This is a genomic window from Leifsonia sp. NPDC056665, from assembly GCF_042791795.1.
GTDB lineage: Bacteria > Actinomycetota > Actinomycetes > Actinomycetales > Microbacteriaceae > Leifsonia.
Genome location: NZ_JBHTXK010000017.1, coordinates 1 through 19269, shown reverse-complemented (window position 1 = coordinate 19269; position 19269 = coordinate 1). Strand labels below are relative to the sequence as shown.

Here is a 19269-nt window from a genome sequence, read left to right as displayed (position 1 = left end):
GGGCAGGAATCATGACCATCAGCGACTGGCGCATCGAGCTCATCATCATCCCCGTGACCGACGTGGACCGGGCCAAGGCGTTCTACGTGGACGCGCTCGGCTGGCACGCCGACTTCGACCAGCGCGTGTCCGACACGCTCCGGTTCGTGCAGGTGACGCCTCCCGGCTCGGCCTGCTCGATCGCGTTCGGCGAGGGGCTGACCGACATGGCGCCCGGCACGATGAAGGGGCTGCAGATCGTGATCCCGGACGCCGACGCGGCGCTGGAGCACCTGCGCAGCAACGGGGTCGAGGCGCAGGGCGTCGACGAGCAGGCGTGGGGACGCTTCGTCACCTACACGGACCCGGACGGCAACGGCTGGAGCCTCCAGCAGCTCGTGCCGCAGAACCGCTAGCGGGTCGACCCCAGCGCGGAGGCGATCAGCAGCAGGGTCACCACGAACCCGCACGCGTAGTTGATCCAGAGGAAGCGCCGCCAGCCCCGGTTGGCGGCGCTTGCGCGTTCGTCCGGGACCGACCAGTACGGTGCGGCGGTGAGGATGTACGGGACGGCGAGCACGGCGGCGAGCGGCCCCGGCCACGCGGTGCCGAGCATCGCGACGCCGGCGGCAGCCCAGGCGAGGATGGCGAGCCGGGTGGTGCGGGCGGCGCCGAGCGCGGTCGCGATGGAGGCGATGCCGCCCCCGCGGTCGGGCACGACGTCCTGCACGGCGCCGAAGGCGTGGCTGCCGACGCCCCACAGGAAGAACGCGAGCAGCAGCAGCCAGAGCCCCGGCGTGAAGACGGCGCCGGCGAGCACGAGCCCGTAGAGCGCCGGGCTGACGAAGTGGAAGCTCGACGTCGCCGAGTCGAGGAACGGGACCTCCTTGAACCGCAGCCCCTTCACCGAGTACGCCAGCACGGCGAAGACGCTCGCGGCGAGCACCAGCCACGACAGCGGCGGCCCGACCACGACGAGGACGACCAGGAACGGCACGTTCGTCACCGCGGCGGCCACGAGGGTGCGTCGGTGCATTCCCGGGTCGAGCAGCGCGCCCTCCGCGCCGCCCTTGCGCGGGTTGCGCAGGTCGGACTCGTAGTCGAACACGTCGTTCACCCCGTACATCGCCAGGTTGTACGGGATGAGGAAGTAGAGCGTGCCGACGATGAGCACGGCGTCGACCCGGCCGGTGGTGACCAGATACGCCGCGGCGAACGGGAAGGCGGTGTTGATCCAGCTCAGCGGGCGCGAGGCGAGGAGGAGCTGGCGGCCGGCGGACGGCGCGACGGCGGTGGTCATCGGCTGCTCCGGTCGTGCGTGCGGGCATCCTCCGTCGATCCGCGGGTGCGGATCGAGTCGGCCGGCCTCGGTCGCAGCAGCAGCCAGAGGCCAGGGAGGAGCAGCAGCCCGGCGATCGGGTAGGCGAGGTCCTCGACCGGGACGAGGCCCAGGTGCGCGCCGGAGATCGCGGCGGCGGCGTAGGTCATCAGGCCGGCCGCGATCATCAGGTTGTCGAAGACGGCCGTGAGCACGACGAGCAGCACACCCGTGACGACGGCCGGGACGGTCCAGCGCGCCACGAGGCGGGCCCGGTCCGGCGCACGCACGAGACCGGCGACCAGCACGGCAGCGGCGAGCGCCAGGAACGCGGCGCTGAGCAGTGGATAGGTCATCCGCGCTCCCTTCGGTCGAGCAGCGCCCGCGTCCCGGACAGCAGGACGAGCGTCAGATAGCAGAGGAATGCGAGGAAGACCGGCTCCTCCAGCGGGAGCTGCGGCGCGAGCTCGATCCCGGTCATGAACGGCGACCGGCCGCGGGCGAAGACGCCGAGGGCGATGCCGAGCACGTCCCAGGCCAGGAAGAAGACCACCCCGGCCGCGAGCACCAGGCCGGCCCTCCGTGCGGCGCCGCCGCGCCAGAAGACCAGGCGGAACCGCCGGTCGAGCAGCACCAGCGCGCCGAGCGCGACCAGCAGGCAGGCGAGGTAGACGACGCTCACGGGACGCGCTCCCCCGCACTCACTGGACCCGCGGCGGTCGCCGGCCGCAGCGGCTCCGGCAGCGGCGCAGCGGTGTCGTCGCCGCGCAGGCGCTTGAGGACGAGCTCGGCGCTGATCAGGCACATGGGGAGGCCGATCCCCGGAATCGTCGACGACCCGGCGTAGAGGAGGCCGTCGACCCGCTTCGAGGCGTTCCCCGGACGGAGGAACGCGCTCTGCCGGAGGGTGTGGGCGAGCCCGAGCGCCCCGCCCATCCAGGCGTTGACGTCGTGCGCGAAGTCGTCAGGCCCGACCGTGCGGCGCACCACGATCCGGTCGGCGAGGTCCGGGATGCCGGCCCACGCGCCGACCTGCCCGATCGCCGCGTCGACCGTCTTCTCCACGAGCCGGTCGCCTGCGCCGTCGACGCCGCCGCGGCCGATCGAGACATCGGCGGCGACGGGGACCAGGACGAAGAGGTTCTCGGCGCCGTCCGGCGCGGCGGCGGGGTCGGTCGCGCTCGGCTTGCAGACGTAGAGCGACGCGGGATCGGGGATGACCGATCCCCGGCCCCAGCCGCGCCGCGCGCCGTAGATGCGCGCGAAGCCGGCCTCCCAGTCGGTCGTGAAGAACAGGTTGTGGTGGGTGAGCTGCGGGAGGGCGCCGCGGACGCCGAGCATCGCCAGCACGGCGCCGGGTCCTGGGTCGCGGCGGTCCCAGGTCCGCTCGGGATGCGTGCGCAGCGTCGGCGGCAGCAGCTCGGTCTCGGTGTGGTGGAGGTCCGCGGCCGAGACCACGACGTCCGCCTCCGCGACCCTGCGGTGTCCCGCGGCGTCGACGTACTCGACGCCGGTCGCGCGCGCCCGCCGTCCCCGCCCCGGCTCCGTGCGGATCGCCGTCACCCGCGCCCCGGTCACCAGGTCCGCGCCCGCGGCCCCGGCGAGCGCCGCGATCCGCCGGATCAGCTCGGTGAAGCCGCCCAGCGGATAGCGAACGCCGTCGTCCAGGTCGAGGTGGCTCATCAGGTGGTACATGCTGGGCGCCCGGCCGGGCGAGGTCCCGAGGAAGACCGCAGGGTAGCCGAGGAGCTGGCGGAGCCGGGTGTCGCCCACGAACCCCGCGGCGTACCGGTCGAGCGGTTCGAGCAGGAGCCGCGCCAGCCTTCCCGCTCGGCGCAGGACGGCGGGGTCCAGCAGCGGGCCGGGGGTCGCGAACGTCGCGTAGAGGAAGCGGTCGACTGCCAGGCGGTAGGTCTCGGCCGCGCTCGCCAGGTAGCGGTCGAGCGCGGCGGCGCCGCCGGGCTCCACGCTTTCGAACAGCGCGCGGTTGGCGCGGCCGTCGGCCCGGACGTCCAGCGGGGCCCCGCCCGACTCCGCGAACAGGCGGTAGCCGGGGTCGAGGGTGACGAGGTCGAGCTGCTCGGCGGCGCTCGTGCCGAGCAGCCGGAAGAAGTGGTCGAACACCTCCGGCATCAGGTACCAGGACGGTCCGGTGTCGAAGCGGAAGCCGTCCGCCTGCCACAGTCCGGCCCGGCCGCCCAGCGCGTCGTTCTGCTCGAGGAGGGTGACCCGGCGGCCGTCGCGCGCGAGCAGCGCCGCGGTGGCGAGGCCGGCGATCCCTCCCCCGACGATGACGACCCGATCGGCGGCCATCCGCCACTCCGTCACCGCAGGGACCCGGTGGAGGCGCGCAGCAGGATCGCGAGCTTGACGCCGTTCGGCACCCGCACCCGGCGCACCAGCAGGTCGGAGGCGGGAGTCCGCCGGATCCGGTCGCTCAGCTCGGAGAACAGGCCGTGAGCGGCGGCGATGGCGCGCCGGCAGTTCTCCGGCAGCTCCGGGATGGCATCGGCGGCGGCGCCCAGGTCGCAGTCGATGTCCACGACGAGCGCGAGCTTCTGCCGCTCGGTGAGGCGCGCGGGGTCGATGCCGGGGAAGTAGCTGCGGCCGAGCTCGGCGTAGTCGACGGCGAGGTCGCGCAGGAAGTTGATCTTCTGGAACGCCGCACCGAGCCGTCGCGCCCCCGCCTCCAGCCGGCGCCGGGTCGGGTCCGGCACGGGCGAGTCGGCGAGGAAGACGGCGAGGCACATCAGCCCGACGACCTCCGCGGAACCGTAGACGTAGGCGCTGAGCTCGTCCGCGGTGAACTCCACCGGGTCGAGGTCGCGGCGCATGGAGGCGAAGAACGGCCGGGTCAGCTCGGCGCCGAAGCCGGCCGACCGCGCCGTGCGGGCGAAGGCGTGCACGACCACGTTGGCGCTGTAGCCGGTGCGCAGCGCCTGCTCGGTGTCGTCCTCCAGCGCGGCGAGCACGTCCCTGATCTGCTCCCCGGTCAGGCCGGCCTCCGCCGCCGCCCCGTCCACGATCTCGTCGGCGACCCGGACGAGCGCGTAGACGTCCTCGACCCGGGGACGGACGGACGGCGACAGCAGCCGCGTCGCCATCCCGAACGAAGTGGAGTACTCGTGGATGATCGTGGCGGCGCTGCGGTGCGCGGCCTTGCCGTACAGCCCGAGATCGGTGCGGGGGGTGAGGTCGGTGTCGGAGACAGGGGCGGGGAGCCCCTCTGGGGAGGTCTCCGACGCCGACGGCTCTGTGCTGGACGGCTCTGTGCTGGACGGCTCAGTACGCGTCATGCCGTCCTCCCGACGCAGCCGAGGGCGACGCGGGTCAGCGTCGCGGCGAGCGCTGACGGCAGCAGCGGCGTGTCCAGGGCGGCGACCGCCCCGGCCACGTGGTCGGCCAGGAGGCGCTCGGCGAAGGCCCGCGCGCCGCAGCTCTCGAGGCCCGCGGCCAGCTCCGCCGTCTCGTCGGGGCCGAGGTCGTCCCTCCCGAACAGCGGCTCCAGGTCGGGCCACTGCGCCGTGCCGCGGGCGAAGGCGATGAGCGTCGTCTCCTTGCCCTGGCGGAGGTCGCCGACCGCGGTCTTGCCCGTCACACTCTCGTCGCCGTATACCCCGAGCAGGTCGTCGCCGAGCTGGAAGGCGACGCCGACGAGCCGGCCGTAGCGGGCGAGCAGCTCCACGACCTCGTCGTCCGCGCCGGCGAGGAGCGCGCCCGCGGCGAGCGGCCCGGACACCGAGTATTCCGCGGTCTTGTACGCGGTCATGGCGAGGACGTCGGGCAGCCCGCTCGCGGACATCCCGGTGGCCAGCCCGACATCGGCCAGCTCGCCTGCGGCGGTGACGAAGACGGACCGGTCGAACAGGTCGAGCAGCCGGAAGCGGGTGGCCTCCCCGACCCTCAGGCGCGCGACGCGCTGGGCGGCGGCGTGCAGCAGCAGGTCGCCGGCGAGGATGGCCGCCGACTCGCCCCAGAGCCGGGCGCGGGGGAACCCGGCTCCCCGGAAGAGGGCGTCGGCGCTGAACTCGCCGGCGACGTTCGGACGACCGCGACGCACCGTGTCGCCGTCGATCACGTCGTCGTGCAGCAGGAAGGCGCTGTGCAGGAGCTCGAAGGCGAGCGCGGTCTGGACGGCGGCGCTGCGGTCCTCGGCGCCGCGGGAGCCGAAGCCGCCCAGGCCGTGGAACGCCGACAGCACGAGCCGGGGCCGGAGGCGCTTGCCGCCGTTGGAGGACTCCCCCACGGCCTGCCACAGGCGCGTGTACTCCTCGCCGAACGTCGCGGCGTCGCGCTCGCGTGCGCTCAGGAAGGCGGCCAGTTCGCTCTCGACGGAGCGCAGGTCGTCATCGACGGGGTCGGGGGCCGGGACCTGCGCTTGCGTGCGTTGCTCCGTGAGTTCCGGGCGAAGCTGGGTCATTTCGACCTCCTTTACCTAGCCTGGTTAGCAAATAACTTAGCACGCTACTTACAGGGGGCAATAGGATGTCCGCATGAGTTCCAAGGAGGACGCCCGGCGCATCTCCGGGTCCCTGATCGACCCGCGCGTCATCGACCCGCGGCAGGAGCTCGTGCGCCACGACGACCTGAGCGAGACGGAGCTGCAGGAGGTCATCGGCGTCCTCGACGCCGTCCGCGGCTGGCGGGAGGCCGAGCAGCGCCTCAGCTTCGAGTCCCGCACCGCGATGCAGCTCAACGAGACCGACATGAAGGCCCTGCGCTACATCATCGCGTCCACGAACGCCAACGTCGCGGTGACCGCTGGCGCGCTCGCCGAGCACCTGCACATCTCGACCGCCTCCGTCACCAAGCTGCTCGACCGGCTCGAGCGCGCCGGCCACATCGTCCGCAAGCCGCACCCCACCGACCGCCGCGCCGTCACGGTCGAGATCACCCCGGAGACCCACCGCCAGGTGCGCCGCACGATGGGCCTGCAGCACGCACGGCGATTCGAGGTCGCCCGGGCGCTCAGCCCGGAGGAGCGCCAGGTCGTGACGCGATTCCTCCACGATCTCAGCGCCACGACGCTCGTCACGGCTCCGCCGGAGTGACCCCTCCAGGAGGCTCTGTGCGCGCCGACCGCTCGGCCTCCACCACGATCCGCTCGGCCATCCCGGCGAAGATGATCCCGTGGAACGGCAGGATCGCCAGCCAGTACAGCCGGCCGGCGAGCCCCTGCGGGAAGAACACGGCGCGCTGACGGTAGCGGGAGCCCGCTCCGTCCGGCGCGACGCCCAGCTCCAGCCAGGCACGACCGGGCACCCGCATCTCCGCGCGCAGCCGCAGCGCCGAACCGCGCTCGATGGACTCCACGCGCCACCAGTCGAGGGCGTCGCCGGTCTGCAGGCGGTCGGCGTCGCGCCGGCCGCGGCGCAGGCCCACGCCGCCGGCCAGCTTGTCCAGCCAGCCGCGCAGCGCCCAGGCGAGCGGGAAGGAGTACCAGCCGCGGTCGCCGCCGATCCCCTCGATCACCCGCCAGACCTCCGCGGGCGGCGCCGTGCTGGTCCGCTCGCGCAGATCGGTGTAGACGGTGTGCCCCGACCAGTCCGGGTCGCTCGGCAGCGGATCGCTGGGCGCGCCAGACACGGAGGCGTCCTGCCAGCTCGTCTCGACGGTCCCGGCGCGCAGCCGCGCCAGCGCCAGGCGCACGGACGCGCGGTAGCCGGTGAGGCCGCCCTCCGGCGGGGCGATGACGGCGTCGATGTCGTGTTCGCGCATCACGCAGTCGTACTGCAGCGACTCGATGATGGGCACGGCGAGCGCCCGCGGGATCGGCGTGACCAGGTTCACCCACTGCGACGCCAGCCACGGGGTGAACACGGGCAGCGACGCGATCGGCCGCTGCCGCAGGCCGGCCTCCAGCGCATAGCCGTTCATCATCTGCCCGTAGCGGAGGTTGTCGGGGCCGCCGATGTCGAAGGCGCGGGACACCTCGGGCGGGATCTCGGCGGCCGCGAGCAGGTAGTGCAGCACGTCGCGCACCGCGATCGGCTGGATCCGGTTGCGCACCCACCGCGGCGCCGGCATGTACGGGAGGACGTCGGTGAGCTGCCGGATCATCTCGAACGACGCCGAGCCGGAGCCGATGACGACGCCGGCCTGCAGCACGACCGTCGGCACGCCGGAGTCCAGGAGGATGCGGCCGACGGCGACGCGCGAGCGCAGGTGCCGCGAGAGCGGGCCGTCCGGGTGCAGCGCGCCGAGATAGACGATCCGGCCCACGCCCGCCGCCGCGGACGCTTCGGCGACAGAACGCGCACCGTCCGCCTCCTCCTCGTCGAAGTCGCCGGTCGCGCGCATGGAGTGCACGAGGTAGTAGACGGTGTCGACATCGCGCACGGCCTCCTCGACGGACGCCCCGTCGTTCAGGTCGCCCTCCACCACCTCCACGTCGGGCGCCCAGGGCACGTCGGTGAGCTTGAGCGGCGACCGCACCAGCACCCGCACACGGAAGCCGCGCTCCAGCAGGCGCGGCACCAGCCGGCCGCCGATGTAGCCGGTGGCGCCGGTGACGAGCACGCGTCGAGGTTCCACCGTGCGAACATACCCCCGGCGCACGGGAGCCGCGTTGGCATCCGCTCGTCTGCCGGCCTCGCTCGAAGCCGGCGGACGAGGGCGAGCACTGCGTTCCGTCAGCCGACGCGGGCGAAGTGCTCGACGGTGACCGAGCCCTCGTCGGCACCGACTCCGGCGTACATCCGCACGTGCTTGGTGTCGAGGTAGATGTCCCTCTTCTCGGCGAAGAACGCCTCGTCGTACCAGGCGACGCCGAATCGGACGCGGCCTCCCTCACCCTCCTGATTCGGGTCGACCCAGGCGAACTTCCAGTCGTACTTGCCCGGCTTGGCGGCCAGGCGAAGGTCGGAGGCGTCCAGGGCGCGCAGGCAGCGCTCGATCGCTGCGTCTGAGGGCAGCTCCAGGGTGACGTCGGACTGGGCGATCTGGACGCGGCCGGCGACCCGGGCCTCGGCGTCGCCGGCGATGGCGTGCAGGCGTGGCTTACGGGCGATGGTGTTGGTGGACATGGAGCATCCTTTCTAGCTGGAACCGAGGGTCTACTCCCCTCGGTTCAGCCACGTTATGATCCATACATGTCTGACGTCAAGAGCCTGACATTCCAACTTTCACGAGAGAATGCCTTGTGCGACTGACCGTCCTCGCCGCCGCGAACGGCGTCTCCTCGGTCGGGGACACGCTCACGGTCGTCGCCCTGATGCTCGCCCTGCAGAACCAGTCGGGCGGCAGCTTCACGGTGTCCCTGCTGGTACTGCTGGGGCTGCTCCCGAGCGTGTTCCTCGCACCGGTGGTGGCGCCGCTGCTGGACCGGGTGGAGACCACGAGGATCCTCGTGGCGACGCTGACCGCGCGCTGTCTTATCGGGGTGCTGCTGGCATTCGCAGTCGACGTGCCGTGGATCCTCATGTTGGTCGCGGTCGGCAGCGTGATCTCGGCGGTCGACTCGCCGGCTCTGATGCTGCTGGTCCCGGCAAGCCAGAAGCCGGGCGCGAATCCAGCCGCCGGTTACGCGCGCATGGACGCCTTCCGCAGCGTCGGCGCGCTCGCGGGGCCGGCACTGGCCGGCCTCTTGGTCGGCCTGATCGGGGTGCGCTGGGTGCTTCTGGCGGATGCCGCCTCCTATGGGGTCCTCGCCGTCGTGGTGATCCTGCTCGGCGCGCGCCGCCATCCCCCGGCCCAGAAGGCGGCCGCGCGGCCCTCCTGGTTCCAGCAGGTGCGGGTGGGGCCTGCGGCCCTGATGGCGAACCGCACAGTCGGCACTGCGGCGATCGCCCTGGCGGTCGCGATCCTGTTCACCTCCCTCATCACCGTTGCCGAGGTGGGCTACGCGACCACCGTCCTCGGCGCGCCGGCGGCGGTCTACGGTGCGCTGGTGAGCGTGCAGGCGGTCGGCCGGCTGGTGTCCTCCACACTGATCGCCCCCCGCCTACCGGAGGCCCGTCAGCCGGCCGCGCTGATCGCGGGCGGACTACTGATGGGAGGTGCGCTCGTGTCACTGGGGCTCTGGCCGAGCATGCCGGCCGCGTTCGCCGGGGTGTTCCTCGTCGGCATCGCGAACGCGCTGCAGTCGATCGCGATCCGCGCGATCGTGGTGGGCGCCGTCGAGCGCGGCGAGCAGGGCCGCGCGTTCGCCGCGGTGATCGCGATGAACAACGGCGCGACGATGGCCGGCACCGCCGCAGCGGGCCCCCTCGTCGCAGCAGCGGGCGCTGCGGCGACCTTGACCGTGGCCGGCGTCGGCACACTCACCGCGACCGTACCCGCCATCCTCGCCGTTCGTGCCGCTGCGAACCGCGTCACGGGCTCCGGCTGACCAGTCTGCGCACGGCAGCGCCCTGTCACGGCATCGGCACGCGGATCGCTTGCGTTGCTCACGTCGGAGACCGCCGTTCCGTTTCGCAAGAAATCCCTCTCGCGCCGATTGCCTGCATTCACCGGGATTCAGGTACGGTCTTCGCATGGGCAAGCTCGTGTACGGCGGTTCGACCGAGATCGGTTTCGAGGACAGGGTCCTCGCGCACCTGCAGATCGTCGTCGGGCTGAAGCTGCGGCGGAAAGAGGGCTTCTTCTTCTCCTGGCGCGACGAGCAGGGCGTCGGCGACGGCCGGAGCGCCATCTGGGTCGACCCGGCCATCCCCCTGCTGTTCCGCTACAGCGGCGGACGGCCGCCGACGATCAACAAGAAGTGGCTGGAAGCGCTCACCCTGTCCTCCAACAGCGCCCAGGGCCTCCAGCTCACCGAGGAGATCGGCGCGCTCGGCGCCGACGAGGTCAACGCCGACTCGCCTCCCGGCCGCTGATCCCGCAAGGCTTGAACGTCTCCCAGCCCACGCCTAGTGTTGGCCGTGAACATGGCAGATGGGAGGCGCGCCATGACACCGGAATCAGAAGACCCGCTCGTCGCTGCCGCTCCGGCGGAAGCGCCTGTGGCAGAGACCGTCGCCGCCCCCGCGGACGCGGAGGCCGGTGCGGATGAGGCCGCCCCCGGGGATCGCCCCGGGGACATCCCGTTCGACCAGGCGGTCGCAATAAACGAGAACCCCGAGCTCGGCTGAGCCCGGGGTTCCCCTGGTCTTCGTGCTGCGCCGGCGGCTCAGCGCAGGTATTCGAGCAGCTCGGGGCTGCGCAGGCGCTTGAGGCTGCGGGTCTCGAGTTGGCGCACGCGCTCGCGGGTGATGCCGTAGACCGCGCCGACCTCGTCGAGGGTCATCGGCTTCTGGCCGTCGAGCCCGAAGCGCATCCGGACGACCTTGGCGTCGCGCGGCGGCAGCTCGCGCAGGCGGTCCTCCAGGTCGCGGTGACGGAACTCGACCTCCACCGACTCCGACGGGCCGGGGGCGTCGCCGTCCTCGATCAGGTCGCCGAGCTCAGCGCCCTCGTTCTCGCCGACCGGCACGGCCAGCGACACGGTCTCGGAGTCGCTCATCCGCAGCTTGTGCACCTCGGCCGGGGTCAGGTTGGCAGCCTCCGCCATCTCCTCCAGCGTGGGCGTGCGGCCCAGCTCGCCGCCGAGGTCGCGGCGGATGCGGTCCAGCTTGTCGATCTTCTCCACCGTGTGCACCGGGATGCGAATCAGGCGGGCGGTGTCGGCGATGCCGCGCAGGATGGACTGGCGGATCCACCAGGTGGCGTAGGTGGAGAACTTGTTGCCCGTGCGGTAGTCGAACTTCTCGACCGCGCGCACCAGGCCGAGGTTGCCCTCCTGGATCAGGTCCATCACCGCGAGGCCGCGGCCGGCGTAGCGCTTGGCGATGCTGACGACGAGGCGCAGGTTCGCCTCGATGAAGCGCTCGAAGGCGCGCTTGCCGTCGTCGGCCAGGTACTGCAGCTCGCGCTTGTCGCGCGGGGTCAGCCCGGGGCGGGTGGTGAGACGTTCTCCGGCGAGGACGCCGATCTCGATCCGCTTGGCCAGCATGACTTCCTCGTCCGCCGTCAGCAGGCGGGTCCTTCCGATGGAATTGAGGTAGTCGCGAACTGGATCATTGGTCACTTCGAGCGTCGTCATCGTGTCATCCCATTTCGTCGTGCGCAGGTGGTTTCTGCCTCGATTCGTGGCTACAGGCAATCAGAATGCTCACACCCCCAACAAGGGGTTGACAACGGTGGTAGGGGTCGCTAGGCGTGTCGCTTGCTATGGCGCAATATCTAGCTTGTCAAGGGCCTTTCGCTGAGAAGCGCCGCTCGTACTGTCCTGCATATGAGCGTGCATTCATCGGACTCACAGGCGGGAACCGGCCTCAAGACCATCCGCACCAGCATCCCGGCCCGGTTGGACCGCCTCCCCTGGTCGCACTTCCACTGGCTCGTCGTCGTCGGGCTCGGGACCGTGTGGATCCTGGACGGGCTCGAGGTCACCATCGTCGGCGCGATCGCGAGCCGCCTGACCGAGAAGGCCTCCGGGCTCGGACTGACCACCCCGCAGGTCGGCCTCGCCGCGGCGATCTACGTCGCGGGCGCGTGCGTCGGGGCCCTGGTCTTCGGCTACCTGACCGACCGGTTCGGCCGCAAGAAGCTCTTCATCGTCACGCTCGGCCTCTACCTGCTCGCGACCGTGCTCACGGCGTTCTCGGTCGCGCCGTGGATGTTCTTCGTGTTCCGGTTCTTCACCGGCGCGGGCATCGGCGGCGAGTACGCGGCGATCAACTCCGCGATCGACGAGCTCATCCCCGCCCGCCGCCGCGGCGTCGTGGACCTCGCCATCAACGGGTCGTACTGGCTCGGGACCGCCTTCGGCGCCGTCCTCACGGTGTTCCTGCTGAACACCGCGATCTTCCCGGCGAACGTCGGCTGGCGCATCGCGTTCGGCCTCGGCGCGGTGCTGGGACTGGTCATCCTGCTGGTCCGCAGGAACGTGCCGGAGTCGCCGCGCTGGATGTTCATCCACGGCCGCGACGAGGCCGCAGAGAAGGAGGTCGACGAGATCGAACGCGGCATCGAGAAGGAGCGCGGCTCCGAGCTCGAGGCCGTGCCGGATGACAAGGCCATCGAGATCCGCCAGCGCCGCTCGACCGGGTTCGGCGAGATCATCCGGGTGGGCATCCACCAGTACCCGAAGCGGTCGATCCTCGGGCTGTCGCTGTTCGTCGGCCAGGCGTTCCTTTACAACGCGGTGTTCTTCACGTACGCGCTGGTGCTGACGAACCTGCTGAAGGTGCCTGCCGACGTCGCGCCGTGGTCCCTGCTCCCGATCGCGGTCGGCAACTTCCTCGGGCCGCTGCTGCTGGGCCGGCTGTTCGACTCGGTGGGCCGCCGGTTCATGATCACGCTGTCCTACGTCGGCTCCGGCGTGCTGCTCGTCGGCACCGCCCTGCTGTTCTCCGCGGGCGCGCTCAACGCTGTCGGACTGACGGCCTGCTGGGTGGTCGTGTTCTTCTTCGCCTCGGCGGGCGCGAGCGCGGCCTACCTGACGGTGAGCGAGATCTTCCCGATGGAGACCCGCGCGATGGCGATCGCGTTCTTCTACGCGGTCGGCACGGCGGCGGGCGGCATCGTCGGGCCGATCCTGTTCGGCCAGCTCATCGGCGGCGGCGCCCAGGCGGTCTCGCTCGGGTACTACATCGGCGCCGGGCTGATGATCGCGGCGGGGCTGGTCGAGCTGTTCCTGGGCGTGGACGCGGAGCGGAAGTCGCTGGAGGAGATCGCGGCGCCGCTGTCGGCGGGGACGCCGGCGCAGTCGACGGCGAAGCGGTAGGCGGCGACGCGCCCAGGAGTCAGGCCAGGAGCTGCAGCAGCGCCGACTCGGGAGCGCGGCCGCCGCGGGTGTCGATGACCTCCCCGGCCCGGTACCGGTCGAACACGCGCGGGTCGATGTAGCTGTTGCGCGCGATCGTCGGCGTGTTGCCGAGGGCGTCGGCGGCCTCGGCGACGGCCGCTGTCACCCGTTTCGCACGCTGCGCCTCCTTGTCGGCGACGCCCAGCCCGGCGAGCGCCTCCGCCGCGACGATCGTGCCGTGCAGCGTCCGGAAGTCCTTGGCCGTGAACTCGCCGCCGGTCTGCCGCTGGATGTACTCGTTCAGCGACGCCGGACGGATCGTGTGCCAGGTCCCGTCCTTCCACGACAGCAGCCGGGAGCGCTGCCCGCGCACGGCCACGATCTCCGCGAGCAGCCCGGCCAGGTCGGCGTCCTCGATCGTGCTCGCCCACTTCTGCGCCGACTTGGCCGGGAAGGTCAGGGTCACCTCGTCGCCGTCGATCGCCGCGTGCCGGCAGAGCAGCGTGGTCAGCCCGCGGCTGCCGTTGGCGTGCAGGTACTCCTCGCTGCCGATCCGCAGGGAGCCGAGGTCGATGACGCGGAACGCCGCCGCGAGGATGCGGTCGCGGCCGAACCCCTCCTGCCGCAGGTCCATCGTGACCTTACGGCGAGCGCCGGGAAGCGTCTCGGCGAGCTGAGCGGCCCGCTCGAACTTGATCCGGTCCTGATGCAGCCGCCACGACTCGTGATAGAGGTACTGCCGCCTCCCGGCCGCGTCCGTCCCCACGGCCTGGATGTGGCCGCGGGCGTCCGGCGAGATCCAGACGTCCTGCCAGGCGGGCGGGATGACGAGCGAGCGGATGCGCTCCAGCTCGCGTTCGTCGACGATGCGGTTGCCCGCCTCGTCCTGGTACACCGGGCCCTTCGCGGTGCTGCGGCGGGCGTAGCCGGGCCCGGCAGGGTCGCTGCGGCGCAGGCGCGTCACGCGGGCTTCTTGGCCTTCTTCGCGGGCGCCTTCTTCTCCTTCGCTGCAGGCTTCTTGTCGTCCGCTGCCGCCGAGGACCCGCCTCCCCTGCTCCGCTCGACGCTGCGCTGCAGCGCCTCCATCAGGTCGATGACCTCGCCGCCGCCCTTCTTGGCCTCCTCCGGCTCCTCGCCGAAGGTGACGGCCGTGTCGATGCTCTCGCCCTGCTCCAGCTTCGCGTCGATCAACCTGCGCAGCTCCTCCTGGTACTCGTCGCTGAACTTCTCCGGCTCGAAGTCGCCCGCGAAGCTCTCCATCAGGGCGGAGGACAGCGACAGCTCCCGCTCGGTGATCCGCGGCGTCGTCTCCAGCGAGGGGAACTCGGCGGCCCTGATCTCGTCGTGCCACAGCATCGTCTGCAGCACCAGGACGTTGCCGCGCACCCGCAGCGCGCCCAGCCGGGTCTTCTGCCGCAGCGCGAAGTTGACGATCGCGGTGCGGTCCTCGTCCTCCAGGGTCTTGCGCAGCAGCGCGTACGCCTTGAGCGACTTGGAGTCCGGCTCCAGGTAGTAGCTGCGGTCGAACATGATCGGGTCGAGCTGGTCGTTCGGCACGAACTCGACGACGTCGATCTCGCGGCTTCGCTCGGCGGGCAGCGACTCCAGGTCCTCCGGCGTGAGGATGACCGTCCGCTCGCCGTCGTCGTACGCCTTCGCGATGTGCTCATACGGGATCGTCTTGCCGTCGATCTCGCACACGCGCTTGTACCGGATGCGCCCGCCGTCGGCGTCGTGCACCTGGTGCAGCGCCACGTCGTGGTCCTCGGTCGCGCTGTAGACCTTCACCGGCACATTGACCAGCCCGAAGGTGATGGCTCCCGTCCATATGGCCCTCATGGGACCATCGTGTCCGCGCTCCCGCGGAAAAACAACAGTGGAAGCGGTATCTGCCGCTTGACGGCGCGGGCGCGTACGGTGATCGCATGGTTGCGGAGGACACCGAGACGGTCTCGATCGACGGGCACCGGCTGCGGCTGACGAACCTCGACAAGGTCATGTACCCGGAGACCGGGACCACGAAGGCCGACGTCATCGGCTACTACAGCGCCATCGCCGCGGTGATGATCCCGCACACCCGCGACCGCATCGCCACCCGCAAGCGCTGGGTGCACGGCGTCGGCACGCCGGAGCACCCCGGGCAGGTGTTCTTCCAGAAGAACCTCGACCCGGCCTCCACCCCCGGCTGGGTGAAGCAGCGCACGATCACGCACAAGACCAGCGCGAACACCTACCCGCTGGTGAACGACCGGGCGACCCTGGTCTGGCTCGCCCAGATCGCGTCGCTGGAGCTGCACGTGCCGCAATGGCGCGTGGGCCGCGGCGAGACGCGCCACAACCCCGACCGCCTGGTGCTCGACCTCGACCCGGGCGAGGGCGCGACCCTCCAGGACTGCGCGGAGGTCGCCCGGCTGGCCCGCGCGATCCTGGCCGACATGGGGCTCGACCCGCTGCCGGTCACGAGCGGGTCGAAGGGCATCCACCTGTACGCGCCGCTGGACGGCTCGCAGTCCAGCGACCAGGTCTCCGCGGTGGCGCACGAGCTGGCCCGCGCGCTGGAGGCCGACCATCCTGACCTCGTCGTCAGTGACATGAAGAAGGCGCTACGCGCGGGCAAGGTGCTGGTCGACTGGAGCCAGAACAACGGCGCCAAGACGACGATCGCGCCGTACTCGCTGCGCGGACGGTTCCGGCCGACGGTCGCGGCGCCCCGGACCTGGCGGGAGCTGGCGTCGAAGGAACTGCGGCAGTTGGAGTACCCGGAGGTGCTGGAGCGCGTGAAGCGCCGGGGCGATCCCCTCGCGGACCTGTCGGCCGGACGTGCGGCAGCCGAAGAGACCGACCGGCTGACGACCTACCGTTCCAAGCGCGACGCCGACAAGACCCCGGAGCCGGTGCCGACCGTCAGCCCGGACGCCGCCGAGGGCCGCTCGTTCGTCATCCAGGAGCACCACGCCCGGCGGCTGCACTGGGACTTCCGGCTGCAGCACGACGGCGTGCTGGTGAGCTGGGCGCTGCCGAAGGGGCCGCCGACCGACCCGAAGCAGAACCACCTCGCCGTGCACGTGGAGGATCACCCGCTGGAGTACGGTACGTTCGCCGGCGACATCCCGCACGGCGAGTACGGCGCGGGCCACGTCGACATCTGGGACCACGGCGAGTACGAGCTGGAGAAGTGGCGCGACGACGAGGTGATCGCGACCCTGCACGGGCAGCCGGACGGCGGCCTCGGCGGCGAGCCGCGGAAGTTCGCCCTCATCGCGACGAAGCAGGACGGCGACGAGAAGAACTGGCTCATCCACCTGATGAAGGAGGCGGGTGCGGGGAAGACCGCGGCGAAGCCCGCGGCGAAGGGCGCCGCGAAGCCCATCACCGACACCCCCGTCTCCCCCATGCTCGCCACCCTGGGCTCCCGCGCCGACATCCACGACGAGTCCGAGTGGGCGTTCGAGATGAAGTGGGACGGCATCCGTGCCATCGCCGTCGTGCGCGACGGCGCCGTGCGCCTGACCACCCGCAACGGCAACGACGTCACGGTCACCTACCCCGACCTCGCCGGCCTGGTCGGCCTCGCGGGCGACCACGACCTGATCCTGGACGGCGAGATCGTCACGTTGACCCCGAAGGGCCGCCCCGACTTCGGCCTCCTGCAGACCCGGATGGGCCTCACCCGCCCAGCGGAGGTGCGCGCGGCAGCCGAGCGCGCGCCGGCGCACTACTTCGTCTTCGACCTCCTGGAGCTCGACGGGACGGACCTCAGGAAGAAGACCTACGACGAGCGCCGCGCCGTCCTGCAGGACACCCTCCGCCCGCCCAAGGACGACCCGGTCCAGGTGCCCCCGGCGTTCGCCGGCGACGTCGACCACGCCATCTCCTCGTCCCGGGAGCTGGGCCTGGAGGGCGTCATGGCCAAGCAGCGCGACGGCACGTACGCGACCGGCCGGCGCTCGCGCACGTGGATCAAGATCAAGCACCACCTCGCGCAGGAGGTCGTCATCGGCGGTTGGACTCCCGGCAACGGCCGCCGCGCCAACGGCATCGGCGCGCTGCTGCTCGGCATCCCGGACGGCGACGGCCTCCGCTACGTGGGCAAGGTGGGCACCGGCTTCACCGACGCGATGCTCGACGACCTGGCGAAGAAGCTCGCCGCGCACCCGCGCACGACTCCCCCGCTGGAGGGAGTCCCCTCGCTGGACGCGCGCGGCGCCCACTGGGTGCGGCCCGAGTACGTCGGGGAGGTCGAGTTCGCCGAGTGGACGGGCACCGACCGGCTGCGCCAGCCGTCCTGGCGGGGCCTGCGGCCCGACAAGCGCGTCGACCAGGTGGTCAGGGAGAGCTGACCGCGCGCTCGGGGAGGCGTGCTGACCGACGCGGCGGCGGGCGGTAGGATCGTCGTCGTGACCACGCACATCATCGCTGAGCCCCGCACCGAGAACGAGATCGACGACGAGCACGGCGGGCTCGTCCGCAGCCTGAGCGCCACCGTGCCGCCCATGCTCGGCAACCTGCTCGCGACCCTCGTCGTGCTGGTCACCCTCGTGCTCGGCGTCATCAGCCTGGTCGCGACCTGGTCGGGCAACGCCGGCGCGTTCCTGCCGCTCTTCCAGATGACCGTCGCCGGAACCGTCGTCTCGCTCAACGCCCTGTACGCGCGCCGCACCTTCAGCTACGTCATCACGCTGATCGGCGCGATCCTCTGGCTCTGGGTCTCCGTCACCCCGTTCCAGCCGTTCTTCCAGGTGGTCCTCCAGGCCGTCACGGTCACGGTCATGCTGTTCGGCGTCGCCTTCTCGCTCGCAGCGGTGACGCTCAGCACGAAGCCGCGGTTCTGAGCGCCGGGCAGGCTCCGGGCACCAAGGAGCCCGACGATACGAGCGAGCCGCGGCTCGCGCACGCCCGACACTTCGTCGACCTCAGCCCGCTGAGGGAGTCGCCGGCGTTCGCCCGGCTCTGGATCGGCGGCGCCGTCTCCGGCATCGGCAGCCAGATGACGATCGTCGCCGTCGGCCTCAACATCTACGACCTCACCCACTCGACGCTCGCCGTCTCGCTCGTCGCCCTGTTCGCGCTCGTGCCGATGATCGTCTTCGGGCTGTACGGCGGCGTGCTCGCCGACGCGTTCGACCGGAGGAAGGTCGCCCTCGTGACCGCGATCGTCGCGTGGGCCTCCACGGCCGGGATCGCGGTGCTCGCCTGGCTGCACGTCGAGGTGGTGTGGCCGCTCTACCTTCTGACGACGATCAACGCGGTCGCCGCGGTCATGATCGGCGCCACCCGGCAGGCGATCACGCCGCGCCTGCTGCCCCCGCGCCTGCTGCCCGCGGCGAGCGCGCTCGGCGGCATGAGCATGGGCGTGATGGTCACCGTCGGCCCCGCGCTCGCCGGCCTCCTGGTCGCAAGCGTCGGCATCCCGTGGACCTACACGGTCGACGTCATCCTGTTCACCGCGGCGTTCCTCGGCATCTTCACGCTGCCGTCCATCGTGCCGGAGGGCGAGCGGCAGAGCGCCGGGCTGTCCTCCGTGCTGCAGGGGCTGCGGTTCCTGAAGTCGGCGCCGAACCTGTCGATGACCTTCGTGCTCGACCTGATCGCGATGACGTTCGGCCAGCCGCGTGCGCTGTTCCCGGCGGTCGGCGCGCTGCTCATCGGCGGCGGGCCGGTGACGGTCGGCATCCTGACCGCCGCCGGCGCGGTCGGCACGCTGGTGTCCAGCGTGTTCTCCGGCCGGCTCGGCGGGGTCAGGTGGCAGGGCCGCGCGGTGGAGCGGGCGATCATCGTCTACGGCGCTGCGATCCTCGGCTTCGGCATCGTGCTCGCGGTCGTCGCGTTCAGCGGGACGTCCGGCGGCAGTGCGTCGATCGCCGACGCGAACCTCCCCGCGCTTATCGCGGCCACGGTGCTGCTCGCGGCCTCCGGAGCTGCAGACAACGTCAGCTCGATCTTCCGGATGACCATCCTGCAGGCGTCGGCGCCCGATGTCATGCGTGGGAGGCTGCAGGGCGTGTTCACCGTGGTGGTGACCGGCGGACCGCGACTCGGCGACCTCTACATCGGCGTGCTCGCGCTCAGCGGCGCCCTCTGGTTCCCTCCGCTGCTCGGCGGCCTCCTGATCGTGGTGCTCGTCGCGACCATCGTGCGCATCCGCGGAACCTTCCGCAACTACGACGCCCTCGCCCCCACCCCCTGACCCCCTTCCCTCTCTCGCCGAAGGGCACGTTAACGCCCCTAAAACGCGGTTTTAGGG

The 19269-nt window shown here is 71.6% G+C and carries 20 protein-coding genes; 9 read left to right on the top strand and 11 right to left on the bottom strand.

All coding sequences use genetic code 11. The annotated features are described in order from the left end of the window. The first annotated feature begins 11 nt into the window (after positions 1–11). The gene (locus tag ACFQ9V_RS15160) at positions 12–395 is read left to right on the top strand and encodes a glyoxalase superfamily protein (RefSeq protein WP_382459955.1); all 384 of its coding nucleotides are present in this window, start codon (positions 12–14) and stop codon (positions 393–395) included. On the opposite strand, the gene ACFQ9V_RS15155 is transcribed toward ACFQ9V_RS15160, so the two are convergent. The 6 genes from ACFQ9V_RS15155 to ACFQ9V_RS15130 are packed head-to-tail and all read right to left on the bottom strand — an operon-like array spanning position 392 to position 5717. Beyond that, positions 392–1279: a prenyltransferase gene (locus tag ACFQ9V_RS15155; protein ID WP_382459954.1), complete on the bottom strand. Its 888-nt coding sequence runs from the start codon at positions 1277–1279 to the stop codon at positions 392–394. The genes ACFQ9V_RS15160 and ACFQ9V_RS15155 overlap by 4 nt on opposite strands. After that, positions 1276–1653 (bottom strand): lycopene cyclase domain-containing protein, encoded by a 378-nt coding sequence (locus ACFQ9V_RS15150; RefSeq protein ID WP_382459953.1) that lies wholly within the window; start codon positions 1651–1653, stop codon positions 1276–1278. Before ACFQ9V_RS15150 ends, ACFQ9V_RS15155 begins: the two co-directional genes overlap by 4 nt. Next, positions 1650–1979, bottom strand: a complete 330-nt coding sequence (locus ACFQ9V_RS15145) for a lycopene cyclase domain-containing protein (RefSeq protein ID WP_382459952.1) — start codon at positions 1977–1979, stop codon at positions 1650–1652. Before ACFQ9V_RS15145 ends, ACFQ9V_RS15150 begins: the two co-directional genes overlap by 4 nt. Continuing rightward, the gene (gene crtI, locus ACFQ9V_RS15140; RefSeq protein ID WP_382459951.1) at positions 1976–3610 is read right to left on the bottom strand and encodes a phytoene desaturase family protein; all 1635 of its coding nucleotides are present in this window, start codon (positions 3608–3610) and stop codon (positions 1976–1978) included. The genes ACFQ9V_RS15145 and crtI overlap by 4 nt, the downstream gene beginning before the upstream one ends. An 11-nt stretch (positions 3611–3621) precedes the next feature. Further along, a complete protein-coding gene (locus ACFQ9V_RS15135; protein ID WP_382459950.1) occupies positions 3622–4593 on the bottom strand; it encodes a phytoene/squalene synthase family protein in 972 nt (323 codons plus the stop codon). Continuing rightward, positions 4590–5717, bottom strand: a complete 1128-nt coding sequence (locus ACFQ9V_RS15130) for a polyprenyl synthetase family protein (protein WP_382459949.1) — start codon at positions 5715–5717, stop codon at positions 4590–4592. The genes ACFQ9V_RS15135 and ACFQ9V_RS15130 overlap by 4 nt, the downstream gene beginning before the upstream one ends. Positions 5718–5790: 73 nt before the next feature. Between ACFQ9V_RS15130 and ACFQ9V_RS15125 the strand changes: the two genes are divergently transcribed. Continuing rightward, positions 5791–6348: a MarR family winged helix-turn-helix transcriptional regulator gene (locus tag ACFQ9V_RS15125; protein WP_382459948.1), complete on the top strand. Its 558-nt coding sequence runs from the start codon at positions 5791–5793 to the stop codon at positions 6346–6348. Here the strand turns inward: ACFQ9V_RS15125 and ACFQ9V_RS15120 are convergent. Beyond that, positions 6329–7831 (bottom strand): SDR family oxidoreductase, encoded by a 1503-nt coding sequence (locus ACFQ9V_RS15120; RefSeq protein ID WP_382459947.1) that lies wholly within the window; start codon positions 7829–7831, stop codon positions 6329–6331. The genes ACFQ9V_RS15125 and ACFQ9V_RS15120 overlap by 20 nt on opposite strands. A 98-nt stretch (positions 7832–7929) precedes the next feature. After that, positions 7930–8322, bottom strand: coding sequence for a hypothetical protein (locus tag ACFQ9V_RS15115; RefSeq protein ID WP_382459946.1), 393 nt, complete (start codon positions 8320–8322; stop codon positions 7930–7932). 116 nt (positions 8323–8438) lie between these two features. Here ACFQ9V_RS15115 and ACFQ9V_RS15110 point away from each other — a divergent pair, with 116 nt between their 5' ends. The 3 genes from ACFQ9V_RS15110 to ACFQ9V_RS15100 all read left to right on the top strand — a co-directional run bounded on the left by ACFQ9V_RS15110 (position 8439) and on the right by ACFQ9V_RS15100 (position 10368). Beyond that, the gene (locus ACFQ9V_RS15110) at positions 8439–9626 is read left to right on the top strand and encodes an MFS transporter (protein ID WP_382459945.1); all 1188 of its coding nucleotides are present in this window, start codon (positions 8439–8441) and stop codon (positions 9624–9626) included. Between the two features lie 145 nt (positions 9627–9771). Next, entirely contained in the window at positions 9772–10113 is a 342-nt protein-coding gene (locus tag ACFQ9V_RS15105) for an ATP-dependent DNA ligase (protein ID WP_370054028.1), read from the top strand. A gap of 72 nt (positions 10114–10185) precedes the next feature. Then, positions 10186–10368, top strand: a complete 183-nt coding sequence (locus ACFQ9V_RS15100; protein WP_382459944.1) for a hypothetical protein — start codon at positions 10186–10188, stop codon at positions 10366–10368. Positions 10369–10406: 38 nt separating this feature from the next. Here the strand turns inward: ACFQ9V_RS15100 and ACFQ9V_RS15095 are convergent, their stop codons facing one another. Further along, positions 10407–11318 carry a sigma-70 family RNA polymerase sigma factor gene (locus tag ACFQ9V_RS15095; RefSeq protein ID WP_382459943.1) on the bottom strand — a complete coding sequence of 304 codons (912 nt, stop codon included), beginning with the start codon at positions 11316–11318 and terminating at the stop codon, positions 10407–10409. 264 nt (positions 11319–11582) lie between these two features. Here ACFQ9V_RS15095 and ACFQ9V_RS15090 point away from each other — a divergent pair, with 264 nt between their 5' ends. Then, positions 11583–13004 carry an MFS transporter gene (locus tag ACFQ9V_RS15090; protein WP_382460019.1) on the top strand — a complete coding sequence of 474 codons (1422 nt, stop codon included), beginning with the start codon at positions 11583–11585 and terminating at the stop codon, positions 13002–13004. 19 nt (positions 13005–13023) lie between these two features. Here ACFQ9V_RS15090 and ACFQ9V_RS15085 read toward each other — a convergent pair whose 3' ends face one another. Together ACFQ9V_RS15085 and ACFQ9V_RS15080 are read right to left on the bottom strand one after the other, a co-directional pair. Continuing rightward, entirely contained in the window at positions 13024–13989 is a 966-nt protein-coding gene (locus tag ACFQ9V_RS15085; RefSeq protein ID WP_382459942.1) for a DNA topoisomerase IB, read from the bottom strand. Next, positions 13986–14864, bottom strand: coding sequence for a Ku protein (locus tag ACFQ9V_RS15080; protein ID WP_382459941.1), 879 nt, complete (start codon positions 14862–14864; stop codon positions 13986–13988). Before ACFQ9V_RS15080 ends, ACFQ9V_RS15085 begins: the two co-directional genes overlap by 4 nt. 86 nt (positions 14865–14950) lie before the next feature. On the opposite strand from ACFQ9V_RS15080, the gene ACFQ9V_RS15075 reads away from it, so the two are divergent. The 3 genes from ACFQ9V_RS15075 (at position 14951) to ACFQ9V_RS15065 (ending at position 19212) form a co-directional block, all read left to right on the top strand. Further along, complete coding sequence (locus ACFQ9V_RS15075) at positions 14951–17365, top strand: ATP-dependent DNA ligase (protein WP_382459940.1); 2415 nt, start codon at positions 14951–14953, stop codon at positions 17363–17365. A 57-nt stretch (positions 17366–17422) separates the two neighbouring features. Beyond that, positions 17423–17857, top strand: a complete 435-nt coding sequence (locus ACFQ9V_RS15070) for a hypothetical protein (protein ID WP_382459939.1) — start codon at positions 17423–17425, stop codon at positions 17855–17857. Between the two features lie 89 nt (positions 17858–17946). Further along, complete coding sequence (locus tag ACFQ9V_RS15065; protein ID WP_382460018.1) at positions 17947–19212, top strand: MFS transporter; 1266 nt, start codon at positions 17947–17949, stop codon at positions 19210–19212. Positions 19213–19269 lie beyond the last annotated feature (57 nt).